14 protein-coding genes and 1 tRNA gene are annotated in these 18252 nt (G+C 34.7%); 2 read left to right on the top strand and 13 right to left on the bottom strand.

Going from position 1 to position 18252, the window contains the following annotated elements; all coding sequences use genetic code 11:
- The first annotated feature begins 23 nt into the window (after positions 1 to 23).
- Together HW120_RS15250 and HW120_RS15245 are read left to right on the top strand one after the other, a co-directional pair.
- Positions 24 to 3071, top strand: a complete 3048-nt coding sequence (locus HW120_RS15250; protein WP_177735104.1) for an Eco57I restriction-modification methylase domain-containing protein — start codon at positions 24 to 26, stop codon at positions 3069 to 3071.
- A gap of 12 nt (positions 3072 to 3083) precedes the next feature.
- On the top strand, positions 3084 to 3767 hold the full coding sequence (locus HW120_RS15245; RefSeq protein WP_177735096.1) for a hypothetical protein: 684 nt from the start codon (positions 3084 to 3086) through the stop codon (positions 3765 to 3767).
- 79 nt (positions 3768 to 3846) lie between these two features.
- Here HW120_RS15245 and HW120_RS15240 read toward each other — a convergent pair.
- The 13 genes from HW120_RS15240 to HW120_RS15180 all read right to left on the bottom strand — a co-directional run bounded on the left by HW120_RS15240 (position 3847) and on the right by HW120_RS15180 (position 18251).
- Positions 3847 to 3931: transfer RNA gene (locus HW120_RS15240), tRNA-Ser, on the bottom strand.
- Positions 3932 to 4077: 146 nt separating this feature from the next.
- Complete coding sequence (ribB, locus tag HW120_RS15235) at positions 4078 to 5214, bottom strand: 3,4-dihydroxy-2-butanone-4-phosphate synthase (RefSeq protein WP_177735095.1); 1137 nt, start codon at positions 5212 to 5214, stop codon at positions 4078 to 4080.
- Between the two features lies 1 nt (position 5215).
- Positions 5216 to 6652: an LptF/LptG family permease gene (locus tag HW120_RS15230; protein ID WP_177735091.1), complete on the bottom strand. Its 1437-nt coding sequence runs from the start codon at positions 6650 to 6652 to the stop codon at positions 5216 to 5218.
- Positions 6653 to 6659: 7 nt separating this feature from the next.
- Entirely contained in the window at positions 6660 to 7304 is a 645-nt protein-coding gene (locus tag HW120_RS15225) for a LolA family protein (protein WP_246297001.1), read from the bottom strand.
- Position 7305: 1 nt separating this feature from the next.
- A complete protein-coding gene (locus tag HW120_RS15220) occupies positions 7306 to 9819 on the bottom strand; it encodes a DNA translocase FtsK (RefSeq protein WP_177735087.1) in 2514 nt (837 codons plus the stop codon).
- Positions 9820 to 9853: 34 nt separating this feature from the next.
- The gene (locus HW120_RS15215; RefSeq protein WP_177735085.1) at positions 9854 to 10222 is read right to left on the bottom strand and encodes a diacylglycerol kinase family protein; all 369 of its coding nucleotides are present in this window, start codon (positions 10220 to 10222) and stop codon (positions 9854 to 9856) included.
- Positions 10223 to 10230: 8 nt separating this feature from the next.
- Entirely contained in the window at positions 10231 to 10728 is a 498-nt protein-coding gene (gene tpx, locus HW120_RS15210; protein ID WP_177735083.1) for a thiol peroxidase, read from the bottom strand.
- Between the two features lie 421 nt (positions 10729 to 11149).
- Positions 11150 to 11653 (bottom strand): hypothetical protein, encoded by a 504-nt coding sequence (locus tag HW120_RS15205; protein ID WP_177735081.1) that lies wholly within the window; start codon positions 11651 to 11653, stop codon positions 11150 to 11152.
- Between the two features lie 432 nt (positions 11654 to 12085).
- On the bottom strand, positions 12086 to 12670 hold the full coding sequence (locus HW120_RS15200) for a hypothetical protein (protein WP_177735079.1): 585 nt from the start codon (positions 12668 to 12670) through the stop codon (positions 12086 to 12088).
- A gap of 130 nt (positions 12671 to 12800) precedes the next feature.
- Complete coding sequence (locus HW120_RS15195) at positions 12801 to 13385, bottom strand: hypothetical protein (RefSeq protein ID WP_218618731.1); 585 nt, start codon at positions 13383 to 13385, stop codon at positions 12801 to 12803.
- A gap of 207 nt (positions 13386 to 13592) precedes the next feature.
- Positions 13593 to 13946 carry a DUF1493 family protein gene (locus HW120_RS15190; protein ID WP_177735075.1) on the bottom strand — a complete coding sequence of 118 codons (354 nt, stop codon included), beginning with the start codon at positions 13944 to 13946 and terminating at the stop codon, positions 13593 to 13595.
- 234 nt (positions 13947 to 14180) lie between these two features.
- Entirely contained in the window at positions 14181 to 14618 is a 438-nt protein-coding gene (locus HW120_RS15185) for a hypothetical protein (protein WP_177735072.1), read from the bottom strand.
- Between the two features lie 6 nt (positions 14619 to 14624).
- Complete coding sequence (locus tag HW120_RS15180; RefSeq protein ID WP_177735070.1) at positions 14625 to 18251, bottom strand: DUF6443 domain-containing protein; 3627 nt, start codon at positions 18249 to 18251, stop codon at positions 14625 to 14627.
- Position 18252: the final 1 nt, after the last annotated feature.

Here is an 18252-nt window from a genome sequence, read left to right as displayed (position 1 = left end):
TATAATTTCAACATATAGAATTAATGTCTTTATATCAGGAATCTGTACTTATTAGTTATCTCAAACTTCAAGATAATGAAGTAATTGCTAAAGCATATAAGAAATATGCTAAATACTTTCTTAACGCTAAAATTCAGGAAAACATTAAAAGGTCAAAAGAAGAGCAATTCCAAGCAATTTTTTTGACTGAATTATTTGTAAATGTGTTAGGATATGTAATTAATCCTAATCCAAGTTTCAATCTTACTACTGAGTTTAAAAATCAAAAAAATGCCGGTAAAGCAGATGGAGCAATTATTAAAAATGGTGCTGCAATTGGAGTAATTGAGCTAAAAGGAACCAAAACAAAAGACTTAGAGAGTATAAGGAAACAGGCTTTTGATTATAAGTCAAATCAAAAAGGATGTACATATATAATCACATCGAATTTTGAGAAGTTAAGATTTTATATTAATGATGCTACTGAATATGAAGAATTTAATCTTTTTTCGCTAACGGAAGAAAGATTCTCGATTATGTATTTGTGTTTAGCTAAGAGCAATGTATTTAATAATATTCCATTGCGTTTGATGCAAGATTCAATTACAGAAGAGAAAAAAATAACAAAGAGATTCTACGATGATTATTCACTATTTAAGAGAGAATTGTTTAGAGATTTGGTAAAACGAAATACTAAACGATTCAAACATTTCAGAGAAGAAAATCGAGAAGTATTTGACAAAGAATTTGAATTAGAGTTTTCAAGTTTTGAAAAGAATTTAAAGCTTTCATTATTTAAAAAATCTCAAAAACTAATAGACCGTTTTTTATTCATTTTTTTTGCCGAAGATAGAGGGCTTTTATTACCTAATACAACGAAGAAGATTGTAAACGATTGGAATAAGTTAAAGGAATTAGATGCTAAAGTTAGCCTTTATGATAGGTTTAAACTTTTTTTTGACTATTTAGACAAAGGAAGAAAACAAACTGATGGAAAAGATGAAGTTTTTGCTTACAATGGTGGATTATTCAAGCCTGACTTTATTTTGGAATACTTAGAAATAGATGATGATTTACTTGATAAGTATACTTTAAAATTATCAGAATACAATTTTAGAAGTCAAGTTGATGTAAATATTTTAGGTCATATTTTTGAAAATTCTTTAAATGAAATAGAGAGTATAAATGCAGAGATTATCGGTGGACAATTTGATAAACAGAAAAGTAAAAGAAAAAATGACGGGGTATTTTATACACCAAAATATATAACAAAATTTATTGTTGATAGCACCCTCGGAAAATTATGCAACGATAAAAAAAATGAATTAAATTTTAGGGAAGAAGAATATTTTAAAAGTAGAAAGAGTAGAAAAGAAACTATCCTTCAAGCTTTGTTAGATATATTGTCGGAGTATAGAGAATGGCTACTTGACATTAAGATTTGTGACCCTGCCTGTGGTTCGGGTGCGTTCTTAAATCAAGCTTTGGAATTTCTAATTAAGGAACATCGATACATTGACGAACTAAAAGCTAATTTGTTGGGTGGGGCTTTAGTTTTTAGCGATATTGAAAATCAGGTTTTAGAAAGAAACATTTTTGGAGTTGACCTAAATGATGAATCCGTTGAAATCGCAAAATTGTCATTATGGTTAAGAACCGCACAACCAAAAAGAAAACTAAACGATTTAAGCAATAATATACGTTGTGGAAATAGTTTGATTAGTAATAAGACATTAGGCGGTGAAAAGGCTTTTAAATGGTCTGAAATGTTTCCTGAAATATTAAATGACAAAAAAGGTTTTGATGTAATAATTGGAAACCCTCCTTATGGTGCAAAATTAGACCAGCAAACGCAATCATATCTCAATAAAACTTTCATTAGTGGTGGGTCTGAAACTGTAATTTCTTTTCTGAAATTATCTTATGATTTATTAAAAGAAGGTGGACATTTAGGATTTATTATTCCTAAGTCTTTTTCATTTTCTTCAAATTACAAGCCCATCAGGGAATTTCTTGTAAATGATATAACTGAAATTGTTGATTGTTCAAAGGTTTGGAACGAAGTTAAATTGGAACAAGTAATAGTCGAATTTACTAAATCAATAAATTCAGAATCTTATACCTCTTCAATAAGAAATAACCAAGAAATATCAAAAATCGGTGAGATATCCAAAACGACTTTTAGGGAATTTGGATTTTTATTAAATGGTATTGCTACTGAAGAGTTAAAGATTGGAAAAAAAATGATTCGTAAAGTCCAGTTTCTAAACGACATTTCAATTAATCAAAGAGGGGGCAGCTTTCAAAGTCAGGTTTCTGAAGAAGGTGATACTTTTGTGTTGGGTGGGGCAAATATTCAACGAGAAGGATTGCGGGGTTATAAAGGGAAAATTAATTATTCTGTTATTCAAAACGACAAAAAAAACTTTATTAATCCAAATTCGGTATTAGTCCAAAATATCGTTTCTCACATTCAAAATCCGGTAGAACATATCAAAATAATTTCTTGTTCTCCCGATGGAGCAAAGGATAAATATTCAATATTAGATACTATTAATCAGCTAACAATAAAAGAAGATTTTAATTCCAAAGTTATTTCAGCTTTATTAAATTCTAAAATAATCAATTGGTTTGCATATCGATTTATATTTGGAAAAGCTATAAGAACGATGCACTTTGATAATGCAATTACTCAAAGAATTCCTATTCCAAAAATTGATAAAAAATCAAATGATGAATTACTAAAACTGATTGAAAATCAAAAATTGATAATAAATGAAATCTCTATGACCCAAAAGAATTTCATAAAATATTTTTCAAAGTTATTATTCAAAAATGAACAGTTAACTTCTAATCTAATTAAATGGGATGAATCAGATTTTAAAGCTTTTATAAAGAATGTAAATGCTAATAGAAATAAGAAATTAACAGCCGATGAGGAATACAAATGGTTTGAATTATTTTCCGGTAGAATCAATGAAATTAATGAATTGAAAAGCAAAAAGAATACGATTCAAAATGAAATTGATATAATTTTCTGTAACTTGTTTACCCTTAACGAGAATGAGGTTAAATTAGTTATTGATAATTAAACAATTAGTATTATGCCAAGAATTACAAGAATAACACCCCAAGCCAGTAATCCTGATAGGGTGAGCGTTTTTATTGATGGAGAATTCTGTACCGGAATTAGAGCACGAACTTTTCAAGCAATGGGTTTGACAGTAGGTTCTGAAATCACTTGTGCTCAGTTAAAAGAAAATGAAAGTTTCTTTTGGAAAAAAGCTTATGGAGAAGATGCTTGGGAAAAAGAAAAAGTCAGACTGAATAAAATAAAGGATATTATTGAATCTATTGACGACAGGCTTCAAGTCAAAATAGTCGGATTTGGTGCAGATAGCAATAAAATTATAAAGGAGCACGCAGAGGAAAAAGGAGTGCCGGATTTAGATGTTGTATTAAAATCTAATCCAAGCGAAGTTATAATGAAAGTGGAAGTTACAGGCACAGAAGTAATGAGAGGTGAAGATTATTGGGTTAGACCTGACAAATTGGAGTACTCTGAAAATCATCCTGAGCAAAATGTATGGACTGCTCTACATTATGCAAAACCTAATGAGCTTGTCCGGTTTCTGAAGCATACCGAAGGAAAAAAGTATGAAACAGTTACTAAAGAGATAAAAGGGGCTGATGAAATATATTCAGTTTTCAACGATGGCGACGATGAGGTTTTTGATTTTGATTCTTTCAAAGAGGAAGTAAAAAAAATATTGGATAAAAAGGATTAAAAACCCCGCTTCTGTCAACTACATTGTCAACTAAAAAACAAAAGCCCCGTCATTCGGGGCTTTTTGTTGTTTTGTTAAGCGGAGAAAGAGGGATTCGAACCCCCGGACCTGTTACAGTCAACAGTTTTCAAGACTGCCGCAATCGACCACTCTGCCATTTCTCCAATATGTTACAACCACTTGTGGATTGCGGTTGCAAATATAGTGCGTTTTTCGGTTTTTACAAGCCTTTTTTGCTTAAAACTATCGAAAAAACAAGTGTTTTGATATAACTTGCTTACAGTGATAGTTTTAGAAAGGTAAATAAAAATTAAAAACCTATGTATTCCGTGATTTCAAGTCCGTATCCGATCATTCCCACACGTTTTGTCTGCTCGGAATTGGATAATAAACGGATTTTACAGATATCCAAATCGTGTAACATTTGCGCTCCGATACCAAAATCTTTAGCGTCAATTTTAATTTCCGGCGCTTTGTGTACGCCCTGTGACTGCAGATTTTTAAGTTCCGACAAACGGTTTAGCAGGTCGGAGGACTGTATTTCCTGGTTGATAAACAAAATAGCGCCCTGTCCTTCTTCGTTAATACGTCGGAACATATCGTCAAGACGTTTGTCGGCATTATTGGTCAGCGTACCTAAAATATCGTTGTTAACGTGTGTAGAGTTGATTCGGGTCAGTACCGGCTCACCGGCGCTCCAGCTTCCTTTTGTCAAAGCAATATGTACCTGTTTGTTTGTGATTTGCAGGTAGGCTCTTAAACGGAAAGTTCCGAAACGGGTTTCGATTTCAAAATCCTCTTTTTTCTGGATCAGACTGTCGTGCTGCATTCTGTAGGCAACCAATGCTTCAATAGAAACGATTTTAAGGTCAAATCGTTTGGCTACTTCCATTAATTGCGGCAAACGGGCCATAGATCCGTCTTCGTTTAATATTTCAACCAGTATTCCGGCCGGTTTTAAGCCTGCCAGACGCGCTAAATCGATAGCAGCCTCTGTATGTCCGGTTCTTCTCAATACACCGCCCTGTTTGGCACGTAAAGGGAAAATATGTCCCGGACGACCCAGGTCTTCCGGTTTGGTTTCGTCATCTACTAAAGAAAGGATGGTTTTGGCTCTGTCATGTACCGAAATACCGGTAGTACAGCCGTGTCCTTTTAAATCTACCGAAACGGTAAACTGTGTTTCGTGCAGTACGGTGTTGTTCGTAACCATCAGGTTAAGATCCAGTTCCTTACATCTTGCTTCCGTTAGAGGAGCACAGATCAAACCTCGTCCGTGAGTAGCCATGAAGTTGATCATTTCCGGAGTTACTTTTTCTGCCGCAGCAATAAAATCTCCTTCGTTTTCACGATCTTCATCGTCAACAACAATAATAATTTTACCTTGTCTTATATCTTCAATAGCTTCTTCTATAGTGTTGAGTTGTATGTGTTCGTTAGTTGCCATTTTAGTTGTTATTATTTTTAAATATTTTTTCTGCAAGTTTCTGGAACGGAACGGTAATCCAGTCAAAATTAATCATCACGCCAATATCGTTGGTTGCCCTGTAGGTCAGGAATATTGCCAGCGGCGTTAAAACCATCGAAGCCATCCAGGTTCCAAGGAAAGGAGGGATCCCGTTTTCCTGTGCTACTTTCTTTCCAAAAGTATTAATGAAGTGGTAGATAATGAAAATCAGTACCGCAAATACAATGGGCAGTCCCAAGCCTCCTTTACGGATAATGGCTCCCAGCGGTGCCCCGATAAAGAACATCAGCAGACAGGAGAACGCCACTACAAATTTTTCATGCAATACGATCCAGTGTACGTTGATGTTTTTTTGTTTTTCCAGCAGGTCATTACTGTTACTGTCTATAGAGTAGATCAGGCTGGTTACGTTATTTTTTGAAATTTCCAGTACTTTATATTGTAAATCCAGAGGCAGCAGCGCCATCATGTCTTTGGTTTTGTTGGATGCTGTATTGGAACCGGAGAATTTGGGTTTCAATGCAAAATCAGTGCCCTGAACAATATTATCGGCAAAGGATAATTTATCTTTTTTAATATTCGATTCTAAAGAGTCAATGGTAAAATTCAGCTCATTTACCGTAAGCATGGTATTGGTATTCGTGATCTTTTCATCTTCATCAACAGGGTTTAAGGCTGTTAAATCGATATTGACACGGTATTTTTTAAAGGCCGCTTTGGCAAACGGTTCCCGTTTCCGGTCTTCATAATTTTTTGGCATCACATCTTCGTAGTAATAGCCGTCAATTAAATCCAGTTTTAAAATATTGGAATTGGCATCGTTAATTAAAACGCCTCTTTTGGCTTTAATAACCGATTTATTCCCGGTTCCCAGATTCGATTTCTCGTGCATGGTAACGCCCTGCAGCTGTTCGCCTTTTTCCCCGGATTTCTTATCGACTTTAATGGAGAAATTCCCGATCTTGTTAAAAAGACCTTCCGCAATGGCCATGGCCGGTTTGGTATGGAAAATCTCTTTACGAAGGTTTACAAAGTTATATTCTGCTTTAGGAATAACATTATTGGCAAAAAAGAAAGAAACAAAGCTTAAAATCACGATAAAAATATTCAGACTCTGCATCGCTCTTTTTAAGGATATCCCGGAAGATTTCATCGCTGCAAATTCATAATTCTCCGAAAAACTTCCAAAAGTCATGATCGAAGCAAGCAGGATGGAAAGCGGTAAAACGAGCGGAATCATTTTTGGCGAGTAGAAGAGTAGGAACTGGAATACCAGCCAGGCGTCCAGGTCTTTACCGGCTAATTCGGCAATGAACAGCCAGATTCCCTGCAAAATGAATATAAAAAAAAGGATTACAAATACAGTAGCAAATGTAATCAGGAAGCTTTTAAGAATGTAACGGTCTAATATTTTCACCCGATAATTAATCTAATTTATTGATGTAGTAATTAGGATATTTACTTTCGGTAAAGGTAAAATGATTTTTCGAAATAGGCTGATTCGTTTTAAAAGAATTAACAGTCAAAGTGGTTTTTGTACCGTCTTTCGCGATTTCGATCTTATTGTAGATGTGTTTTGTCTGAGTATCAATGCCTAAGTAAATTTCTTTGGTTTTATCTTTGGCGCTAAGCGGCGTAAGTTTGATGTATTGTATCTTACGGCCTCTGATGTTTAGCAATTTGTCCCAGGCATATTTGTAGCCGGAATTGAAGAAGGTCAGTATTTTAGACGGCGTAATGGAATTTTCATCATTCTCGTCATATTTGGATACGGTAATTTCTTCGTCTTCAGGGATGATCGTATAGTTTTTCTTTCCGTCAAACATTTTGGTAACGCCCATAAAGTTCAGTACGAATAAATTGCCTTTAAGGGTCACGTTTCCTTTACTGTCCTGATCCTGGTTTTGTTTGGTGTTTTGAAGCGTAAAGCGGAAATCAATAACAATATTGTCATAGCTTTTCGCTTTGGTATAAACTTCATCCAACAGGTCTTTTGCCTTTTTGGCTTCCTGTGCCTGTAGGGTTAAACCAAAGAGTAGTAAGGTGATAAACTGAAAAAAAGTACGCATTTTAAAAATCATTTTGTTCATTAGCAAAGAATTGATCCAGGGATGATAAGTCCGGAATGAGTACACTTCGGGCTTTACTGCCTTCAAAAGGACCTACAATTCCTGCAGCTTCCAGTTGGTCGATAAGGCGTCCGGCTCTGTTGTATCCCAATTTCAGTTTTCTTTGTAATAAAGAAGCCGAACCTTGCTGTGCGGTTACAATAATTTCTGCGGCTTCTCTAAATAAAGAATCTCTGTCGGAAATATCTATATCAAGACTTATGCCACTTTCTTCACCAATATATTCCGGAAGCAAATATGCATTCGGATAGGCTTTCTGAGAACCGATGAATTCCGTAATTTTTTCTACCTCCGGTGTGTCAACAAAGGCACATTGCACACGAACCAGGTCATTTCCCTGCGTGTATAGTAAATCCCCGCGGCCAATTAACTGATCGGCTCCCTGGCTGTCCAGAATGGTTCTCGAGTCAATTTTTGAGGTTACACGGAAAGCGATACGTGCCGGGAAGTTGGCTTTAATGATACCGGTAATAACGTTTACCGACGGACGTTGTGTTGCGATAATCAGGTGAATACCAATGGCACGGGCAAGTTGTGCCAGACGCGCAATAGGCGTTTCCACCTCTTTACCGGCGGTCATGATCAGATCGGCAAACTCATCCACAACCAGAACGATATACGGCAGGAAGCGGTGTCCGTTTTCCGGATTTAATTTTCGTTGTCTGAATTTCTCGTTATACTCTTTAATGTTACGCACCATCGCATCTTTCAGCAGGTTGTAACGGTTGTCCATCTCGATACAAAGAGAATTCAGTGTGTTGATAACTTTGGTATTATCGGTAATGATCGCATCTTCCGTGTCCGGAAGCTTGGCTAAATAATGTCTTTCAATTTTATTAAAAAGGGTCAATTCCACTTTTTTAGGATCGACCAATACGAATTTTACTTCTGCCGGATGCTTTTTGTATAAAAGCGAGGTCAATACGGCATTTAAACCAACCGATTTACCCTGACCCGTTGCACCGGCCATTAAAAGGTGAGGCATTTTTGCCAGGTCAACCACAAAGGTTTCGTTAGAAATGGTTTTTCCTAAAGCGATTGGCAGTTCCATTTCTGCTGTCTGGAATTTCGGAGAAGCGATAACGCTTTTCATCGAAACCATAGTAGGGGAGTTGTTCGGAACTTCGATACCAATGGTTCCTTTACCCGGAATTGGAGCTATAATACGGATTCCTAAAGCGGCAAGCGATAAGGCGATATCATCTTCCAGGCTCTTGATTTTGGAAATCCGGATCCCGGCTTCGGGTACAATTTCATATAAGGTAACTGTAGGACCAACGGTTGCTTTAATCTGGGCAATGTCGATTTTATAGTTACGAAGGGTTTCAACAATTTTGTTTTTGTTTTCTTCCAGCTCTGCCTGATTGATGGTGATGCCGCCGGATGTATATTCCTTTAACAGGTCAATGGATGGCAGCTGGTAATTGGATAATTCCAATGTGGGATCAAACTCCCCGAAATCACGGACAAGTCTTGCCGCCAGATTTTCTTCCACCACAGCTTCTTCTTCGATTTTTTCGATTACAAAATGCTCGTCATCGGTTTTTATAATTTCCGAAACAGGAGCTGTCGGGATTATGGCTGCCGGCTCCGGTTCGACAGGTTTAGTTTTCAGACTGATTTCCGAAGGGTGTGCGATAGTGGGTTTTAAAGCTTCTTTATTGATCTCAAATGCAGAAGGTTTGGTCTTTAATTCAATATTGGACAATACTTCGTCGTCCTCTTCATCGTTAAAATCAAGACTTGGATTAGAAGTAATAATGGTGTCGTCAATTATTTCATCGGCTAAGGCTACCGGTGAATTGTTCTGGTTTTCGGCAACCGGCGTGTCCAGATTTAACTCGTCTGTAAAGGATTTGTTCGATTTTTCAAAGAAATCTTTAATGCCTTCGGTGGAAATTTTTATTTTGAAGATCAGGTAAATGATAACGCCAAACAGCAATACTAAAAAGGTTCCGGTTTTGCCCAGGTAATCCTGTACAAAAAGGTTCATTTCATACCCGATGATACCGCCTAACTGCGGTACTACATTCCAGAAAAAACCAAAGAGTACAGAAAGGATAACCATTACAAAAAGGTCCCAGAAAATAGTTTTTTTAAGTTTGGTTAGCGACAGGTCGACCAAAAGATAGGTTCCGGCTAAAAAGAACAGGCGCACAAAAAGAAAAGAAGCCGCTCCGAATCCTCTATACAGGAAAAAATCGGACAGAAAAGCCCCGAATTTCCCTAACCAGTTGTATGTTTTCTCACTTCGGTCACCAAAGCTTGTTAACGAACTCTGGTCGTAATCACCATAGATATAATAGGAGATAAAAGAGAGCAGCAACGCAACCGAAAATAAAACAAGTAAAGCCCCGAACAGGACTTTGTACTGACGTGAAATTTGCCAGGAGAATTTCGGTTTTGCTGTTTTTTCTCCTTTATCCGGAGTTTCTTTTTTTGTTGATTTTGCCATTTACAATAGTCAAATTTTGTCGCCGTACGGTGAATCAGATTATCCGTGGCAAATATATAATTAATCCCACAGCAATAGCGGCAAGGGCTGCAAAAAATACAGCACCTGCGGCTATGTCTTTTATAAAACCTATTTTTTGATGGTAGTCCGGATGAATAAAATCGGCAATTTTTTCAACAGCCGTATTCAATCCCTCGATACTTAAAACCAGTCCGATTGCCAGTGTCTGCACCAGCCATTCCACCTGCGATATTCTGAAATAGAATCCGGCCAGTGTAACCAAAACAGCCAGGCTGAACTGAATCATCACGCTGTGTTCGGTTGTGATTAGTTTGTAAGCTCCTTTAAAAGCATACACGACACTTTTCAGCCTACCGGTAAAAAAGGAATTATCTTGTTTCATTTAAAATTTTAAAGTGCTGCCAAAGCATTTTCGTAATTAGGTTCGTCCACAATATCCGGAACCTGCTCACTGTATTTTACCACGCCGTTTTCGTCCAGAACAATAACAACGCGGGAAAGCAAACCAGCTAAAGGTCCGTCGGCAATTGTCAGGCCGTATTCTTTACCGAAGCTACCGTCTTTAAAATCAGAAAGATTGATCACGTTCGATAATCCTTCCGCTCCGCAAAAACGAGCCTGTGCAAATGGTAAGTCACGTGAAATACACAATACTTTTGTGTTTTCCAGATTGCTTGCTTTTTCGTTGAATTTTCTAACAGATGCCGCACACGTACCGGTATCCACACTCGGGAAAATGTTTAAAACAACTTTACTTCCTTTAAAATCGGATAGGGAAGCTAACGAAAGATCGTTTTTAACTAATTGAAAATCTTTTGCCTGTGTACCAACCTGCGGTAATTCTCCGGTAGTGTGAATTGTATTTCCTTTTAATGTGATTTGTGCCATTTTTTTAATTTTTTTAGTACTCCAAAAGTATGAAATTATATCGAAAATACGAAAGTGTACCGGATTTGCCTGCTGAATTTACACAAGGGGTAATTTTCAGGCGGTTATGGAGTGGGCGTATGGCGTTTACCGGCTGGGGAATAAAGAGGTGCGATTATTATAGGTGTAATTAAAGAGTGTTTCTCTTTTGGGATTCTGAGCCCAATAGCCGCATTGTCATTATGTGTTATTAATATACTCCTGAGCATTACAGGCCTTATGTTTTAAACCAAACCTCTTCCATAATGGAGGACACTCCTGTAAAACTATTCTCCGTATAGGACATCCCCAAATCCATAGGTAGCACTAACATAACCCTCTGCATGCTGGAAAAACTTTAAAACATCTTTTTTGTGCTGAAAGCCAACTAAATAAGAAGTGTTTACCAATGTTTTTTAGTCTTAATAATATTTGTGACCATTCGATCAATTTCATTACTAAAAGTTTTTTTTGCATCGGGATTTGGTAAAAGAAAAACAAATCGGCTAAGAACATCATTCTCCGTTGAGAGATAGACGATTCCTCTTACGAATTCGCTATCATTGTAAGAAAAATAAATCTTTAGATTTCCATCCTGTTTTTCAATGTCCGTAATAACCAGCTCATACAAATCCGTTAAAAAATCTTCAAAGTTATTCTCATCAACTTTTACTGCTCCGCTCATCTTATTAGACATCAGATACAATAAATATTTAATCTTGCCATCTGCTCCAAACTCATAGATATCAATATTTGCTTCTGCCTCACGGGTAGTGTTAAACATCGTATAAGTTGTATTTTCTGGGACAGTAACGGTATAAAACTCAGTTTTAAATTTCGTTTGCGAATAAATTCCGGTTACAACTAACAGCGATATACCTGTAAAAAATAGTTTATACTTATTCATCCATCATGTACTTACTAATATTTATATTATCTGATGTTGTCAATATAAAACGAATATAACGATTCTTTTTTTTATCTCCGAAAGTTGTTATACAAGTCAGAGAAGACAGAAAAAGAACTGTCTTATTTATTTTTGAATCATCTTTTTATACGAACTATTGATAATCATAGTTTTAATTAGGGATTAAATTAAGGAGACTATACTTAGAATAATTTTATAAAATAGTTCTTTTAATAATTCCTTTATTCTTAATAAACTTGGCAGTCTTTGGTAAAGGATAAGCATTATAGGTAGGATCTACTAAGGTGACCTTTTCTAAAATTCTCACCATTTTTCTCCATTAATAATTGGATTAACATAAGGATGGACACATGTGTTGCGCCCATCCCTGTATTCCGAATACTGAAACGAGTTTCTGACTTTTTATGAATCTTAATGTTTTATTAAGCTTTTATAGATTTTATATGCGCTAACATTATCAATTTCAAAATTTGGTATCTCTTCAATATTATTTTTAATTAACAGTACAGAATCGTTATTATTTTTTGAAGCACTTATGTTGTCTAAAATGCCAGAACAAGCTGTACACTTTATTAAAACATAATAATAATCAATTTTTGATTGAATGATTTTTTTTGATTTTACATTAACGGAAAATAATGTCTTCTTGTTTTTTAAAATTTCATCAATTTTCTTCCTATTTGCTTCTCCATATTTATTGTCAATATTAAAAGAATCATTACTATAATTGAATGTCAAATATATCGAATCTCTTTTTTGACATGATTCAAAGTGACCGTCTGAAAAATCTTTTAAAAAAACATCTGAAATTTTAAAATCATCTTTTAACTCCACAGAAGAGTCATATTTAATTGCCTTCAAAGAAGCTTTATATTTATCAATCTTGGTTTTCTGTTTTGTTTCAGAAAAAATTAATAAAAATTTTTGTTCAGCAGATTGACCCAATACGCATTTGGGAATTAAGAACAATAAAATTAGAAATAATAACTTTCTCATAATATTAATTTGCTTTATAACTATTTTGAATTATTTGATCAACTTCTGATGTTTTTAAACTCTCAGGAGGACTTCCTAAAACATCACCACTCGTATTCGTATATCCATTGTCAGGGATTGTAAATTTGTATTATTGGGTATTATCAATTACGATCACTTTATGAGAAGCTCGAAATTCATTTGTTATTATTCGCATGGGTTCTTCTCCCTTTTCATTCTTTTTTTCTAATTTTATATAGCCCTGATCATTTATAATACCATCTATATAGAATACTCCTGTTTCATTGAATTTTATGTCATAAAAAGGAATAGTATTATTATCAATTGCCCCAAAAGTATCTTTAACTATTTTATGAAGATAGCTTTCATCATAATCAATATTTTTAGTCCTGGCCATTGCGAAAATAATATATCTATTATTCTTTTTATTTATATCATTATCTAAATCGGTCGTAATAGTATCTAATATATTTCTATAAATTATTTTTCCATTATAACTTTTCCCTTTATAAATAGTATCTGGGAAATCTATTTTAAATTCAACCCCCTTGTTATAAAAAATAGTCTTTTTATTGATATTATTGGCTGGTTGTTTTTTCACGTCTTTACAACCAATATATAATAATAAGATTAATATTGCTCCTAAAATTTTACCTGTTGTTCTCATTGTTTGCTTTTTCTTCTGCTTCTCTTTTTCTTTCTGCATTTCTTTCAAAAATCAATGGTATATCTACTTACTGCTAACGACAGAGTTTTTTACTTGAATAGTTATATTGTACTTCGTTTTGTTAGTATGTATCTCCTTGTAATTAGTATTTGGCACTACACATTTTAATACTACAGCTAATTGATTACACGAGGATATTGGTTTTTTTAGAGTTGTAATTTGCTTCTCTTTATTGGCGCGGATTACAAATCCGCGCTATCGGGGTTTATTTTTATTCAAAACTTCTTCATCCAATTTACCAGCAATTACCGCTTTCTCAAGGTCTCCAATTGTAAGTTCTTTATAGCCTTTATTTTTTTTAGGGAACAATTGAGCTATAACTGGTGGCAGATTTATTCCTCCTTCGGCACGGAAATAATCTGCTGCCATAAAATTTGAAACATTTACACTAAATTCCTTTCCAAACTTAACTATGAATTCGACAGCATCATCACCGTAAATAAGTAAATCTTCTTGTATTGAAGTATCACGTGTCAAGGGAAAATCATATTCCCAGCGTTCTCTAATTATGAATTGCTTAATATTTTCAAAAATTCCAGTCTTACTCATCAGATTTCAATTTTTCTAATTTACAATACAGATTGGATATCTTCCATCTGGATCATCAAAACTTATAGGGTTATTGTAACCACATCCGTATGGTCATCTTTTTATACGAACTATTGATAATCATAGTTTTAATTATGGATTAAATTAAAGAGACTATACTTAGAATAATTTCACAAAATAATTCTTTTAATAATTCCTTTATTCTTAATAAACTTGGCATTACTGCATCATATATTAATTAGAATCAATATCTACATCCAACTTTTTTTCTTGTTTTATGACTATAAAAAAAAGAACAATATAAGCGATAAGCACAGCTAATTGACCTATCAAAACATTTTCAGAATAAAACAATGCTTTCTTAATAGGAGTATCGGCTACAATAAAAGTTATGATACCAGTCAAAGAAGATAGAAAAATAATTAGCTTATTTCTTTTCGAATCACCTTTAATTATTAGAAAAACACAGAATATAATCATTAAAATAACGGGTATGTTAAACGTAAATAAAAGATATTCTTCAATTTTAACTTTAAACCCTTCAAGCTTAAAATCCATATTACGGAAGTAAGGGTCTGATATTATCAGATATATTAATAATAGTAAACTGCTTAGTCCTCCAAATAAATAAACTTTAATATAGTTTAATATAAATTTTAATATTTTTTTCATACTGTTTTATTTTCTTGTTTTATTAATTTCATGTTCATTATATGTTTTTTCTTGGTCAAAAGTTCTTTGCACAGTACTTTCAACATGTTCTGCAGAATTATTAGGTATAGCTTTACTATTATTATTTACTTCATTTGATACTGCCGCTTTAAGTGATTCTGGTGCATATGAAAGTTCCATTGTTGAATTTGAACTATTTGTTTTAGTTTTTCCATTTGTCAATTGCAAGCCTCCAAAGTCTGCCATTCCTGACTTACCCGAAACATTATATGTTGTAACATTAGTAATATTTGTTACATTAACTGTATCAGAAGCACCTGTTACACCTACATTTACTGTCATTATTTTTGTATTAGTTGTTGATACAAAAGTATTAGCATCTGAAATACTTGAGACTACCTTGCCATCGGAATTATAATATGTTCCTGTAGCAGTGGTAGTTTTTAAAGATACTGAAGTTGTTATGTCATTACCAATTATTTGACTACCGGCGTATTTAGCACTTAACTCAGTTGATGACCCAGTCGAATTTCCACCTGAAGTCGGTATAGTATGTGAATGTTGTAATTTAGTCATACCAGGAAATATAACTTTATCCGCATTTCTTCCTATATCATTCTTAAAATTACCATGACCTATAAAAGTACGAGTTGTTGTCATATTTACATTTCCTCGGTGAGAAGAGCTAATAATTTTCTTGCCATCACTAACCCACATTCCATCTGGATCAATAAAGTAAACGGGGTTATCCATTGCATAAGTATAAGGAGACCATCTGCGCCCTTGTTCTGCTAATGGGTCAATATTCATCCATCTTCCAATCGTAGGGTCATAATTCCTTGCACCATAGTCATAGACATTAAGACCTAATTCATCCTGTAATTCCTTTCCGTTAAATTTATACTGATAAGGATTAGGCATACTATTTAGCTGTTCTAAAACAGGGGCGTTATAACCCGGTGACCCGTCCATTGGCATGCTGAACAAATACTCCTGTGTATTATAAGCCTTATGTTTTAATCCAAACGGATAATAATGACTTTCCTCCATGATCTTTACACGGTCAATCACCTTGTCATAGGCCCAGCTTACCCGTATATTCCCCAAATGGTCAGTATAATTAAAGACATAGTTAAAGTGAATATCATCAGTAACCTTAACATAGCCTTCTGCATGCGGGAAAAAAGCCAATTTACTGCTAATATACTGAAATCCGTCTAAATAATCGGTTTTGCTGACATCGCTGCCGTCAGTCACTTTTTTCTGTACCTTAACCCCGGCAGCACTGTAAAGATAATTGATTTTATTTCCGCCGGAAAACGTTATTTCCATTGGTAAGTTCAGATGATTGTACACAATATTCGTAATCTTTTTATTTTCATCTTGAATCATATTCCCGTTAGCATCATAGGCATAATCATTATATGTATTATTGTATCCATTGTCTTTAAATCCTTCCGGATTATTGGTAGTATCGTTTACACGCATCAAACGGTTACCGTTATAAGTATAGGCTAAATCATCGATATCGATCGTAATATTGGGATGATCCAAATTACCGGTACGTTTTAATTTTGTTATATTACCATTTTTATCATAACTGACGGATTCATCATAAGAGTTCGATATTGGTTCATTCGATAATGGTTTTTGATAATAAGCTCCCAATAAGCGGTTTAAATTATCATAACGATAACCATATTTTCGTAGAATGTTGTCACTGGTTGTCTTCCAGAAAGTTTCAGAAATATTCCCGTTATAAAGAGGTTTTACCTGACCATAGACACTTGCTGTACCATAATACACAGTGCCATCTTCGTCTGTTTCGGTTACCTGATTATAGTTGATTTTATAACCAAATAAATCGGTCTCTTCCATTCGCAGTACCGGATCTCCCACAGGACTGATGTTATTGATATCGGTCAGCCAGCCACGAACATTGTAACGGTAATCGACTTTTTGATATCCTATAGCTCCTGTTGCATCCGGACCTCCTATATTCTTAGAAATTAACAACCCTAATTCATCATAAGTGTTTTTAGTAATTAACTCTTCAGGACCACCATTAATTTGCTGTTTGTGTAATAATAACCGATCCTGATTTGTATAGGTGTAAGTATCTGTGATTAGAATCTCGGTATTAGTATTACTCCTTTTATGAGTGGTTTTACTATACTCTGTTTTTCCTGTGAAATCGACTTTTTTATCAATTTGAGTATAACCACCGAAATGATTGTTAATACGATTTCGAATTGACCTTTCTTTTTTATCATAAAAATCATAGGTAAGCTGGTTGTTGGTCTCATTCGTTGAGGTTAAAATCCTGTTCCAGGTTCCTGTTATATGCCCCTTAACATTTTGTTGAACCGACTGTCCTTCTATTTGCTGCGGAACTACAGGTGCATTCGGATAGGTATAGTTATCATAATAATTAATACTTAATATATGGTATGAACCTGTAGGGAAAACAGTATTGGTATAAGCTATAGACACATTGTTGATGACACCTGTACCTGTTTTATTTTCATTTAATACCGTTGCAGCATTATGGATGTCTTGCACTGCTTTTCTACCTGTAGTATTAGCCGGATGACCGGTGTACCAACCGGTGTAGATATTCTTATTGTAAGCATCATATTTATTTATGATCCATCCTTCTGTATTATTATTTGTAAATGGAGAAAAAACAGGCCCTGTAGCTACAATCCGGTCCAATTTGTCATATATAATGAATTCCCATTGTTTTCCCGGCATTTTTTTCTCTATAAGCCTGTTGTTTTTATCATGTTTATACTGATAACACAAATCATTTAATTGCGTTAACGGGGCAGTCGCTAACGGAGGGATAACGTAGGTCAGGTTGCCGTAAATATCGTACACATAATAAGTGTCATGTGCTCCGTTATTGTACGATCGTTTTAAAATTATCCTGTCTTCTTTGTCTTTATACTCTTCTGTTGTATTGTTAGTGCCAGATATCCAGTTTTCATTTTTTATAACCTTCTTATAAAGTTGACCGGGGGAATACGTACCGCTTTGAACCAGATTAATATCATAAAGACCTTTAGCATTATCCCATGTTGTTACTGCTTTGAAAAAAATTACAGCATCAGTACTTTTATTAAAAAAGTAACTATTTCGTATCTCATGTCCGGTGCCGACTGCCCAGGTGTTACCCGAAGCCGACTGTACCATAACCTTATCTAAAGAAGATTCCTCATATACCTTTTCGCTATAGGGATAGGCAGTCGTTTCGAAATAAGGATTACCTGTTGCCGAAGACAGTACGTTGTAATAATTATGGGTGTCATTCTTTGCTGAAGTAATGAAATTTAAAGATGGAGCTTGATTGACATAAGATAAATATTCTTTTGATTGTCTGAAAAATGTATCATACTCAATATGGGTAATAATATCGTTTCCTGAGGCCGACTGTTTGTGGCTAATTTGCTGTATTGGTCTGCCAAGTCCATCAATATAACTAAGGTCAATTTTTGCCTGACTCAAAGCAGGTGTAGCGATTCCGTTTAAAACCGGAACTTTATAACGGGTTGTTTTTATCCAATTTTTATCAGGACTCTGCCCAAAAATAAGAATCGGAAACAATAATAAATAGTAAAATATCTTTTTCATA

The sequence above is a fragment of the Flavobacterium inviolabile genome (genome assembly GCF_013389455.1).
GTDB classification, from domain to species: Bacteria; Bacteroidota; Bacteroidia; order Flavobacteriales; family Flavobacteriaceae; genus Flavobacterium; species Flavobacterium inviolabile.
The sequence above is the reverse complement of the archived record's forward strand: the minus strand, read 5'-3'. Positions and strand labels throughout refer to the sequence as shown.

Excerpts from the sequence above, each read along its gene's own strand:
- HW120_RS15245 (WP_177735096.1), top strand. The coding sequence starts at position 3,084 with ATGCCAAGAATTACAAGAATAACACCCCAAGCCAGTAATCCTGATAGG.
- HW120_RS15205 (WP_177735081.1), bottom strand. The coding sequence starts at position 11,653 with ATGAATAAGTATAAACTATTTTTTACAGGTATATCGCTGTTAGTTGTA.
- HW120_RS15225 (WP_246297001.1), bottom strand. The coding sequence starts at position 7,304 with ATGCGTACTTTTTTTCAGTTTATCACCTTACTACTCTTTGGTTTAACC.
- HW120_RS15200 (WP_177735079.1), bottom strand. The coding sequence starts at position 12,670 with ATGAGAAAGTTATTATTTCTAATTTTATTGTTCTTAATTCCCAAATGC.
- tpx (WP_177735083.1), bottom strand. The coding sequence starts at position 10,728 with ATGGCACAAATCACATTAAAAGGAAATACAATTCACACTACCGGAGAA.
- HW120_RS15220 (WP_177735087.1), bottom strand. The coding sequence starts at position 9,819 with ATGGCAAAATCAACAAAAAAAGAAACTCCGGATAAAGGAGAAAAAACA.
- HW120_RS15250 (WP_177735104.1), top strand. The coding sequence starts at position 24 with ATGTCTTTATATCAGGAATCTGTACTTATTAGTTATCTCAAACTTCAA.
- HW120_RS15180 (WP_177735070.1), bottom strand. The coding sequence starts at position 18,251 with ATGAAAAAGATATTTTACTATTTATTATTGTTTCCGATTCTTATTTTT.
- HW120_RS15215 (WP_177735085.1), bottom strand. The coding sequence starts at position 10,222 with ATGAAACAAGATAATTCCTTTTTTACCGGTAGGCTGAAAAGTGTCGTG.
- ribB (WP_177735095.1), bottom strand. The coding sequence starts at position 5,214 with ATGGCAACTAACGAACACATACAACTCAACACTATAGAAGAAGCTATT.
- HW120_RS15190 (WP_177735075.1), bottom strand. The coding sequence starts at position 13,946 with ATGAGTAAGACTGGAATTTTTGAAAATATTAAGCAATTCATAATTAGA.
- HW120_RS15185 (WP_177735072.1), bottom strand. The coding sequence starts at position 14,618 with ATGAAAAAAATATTAAAATTTATATTAAACTATATTAAAGTTTATTTA.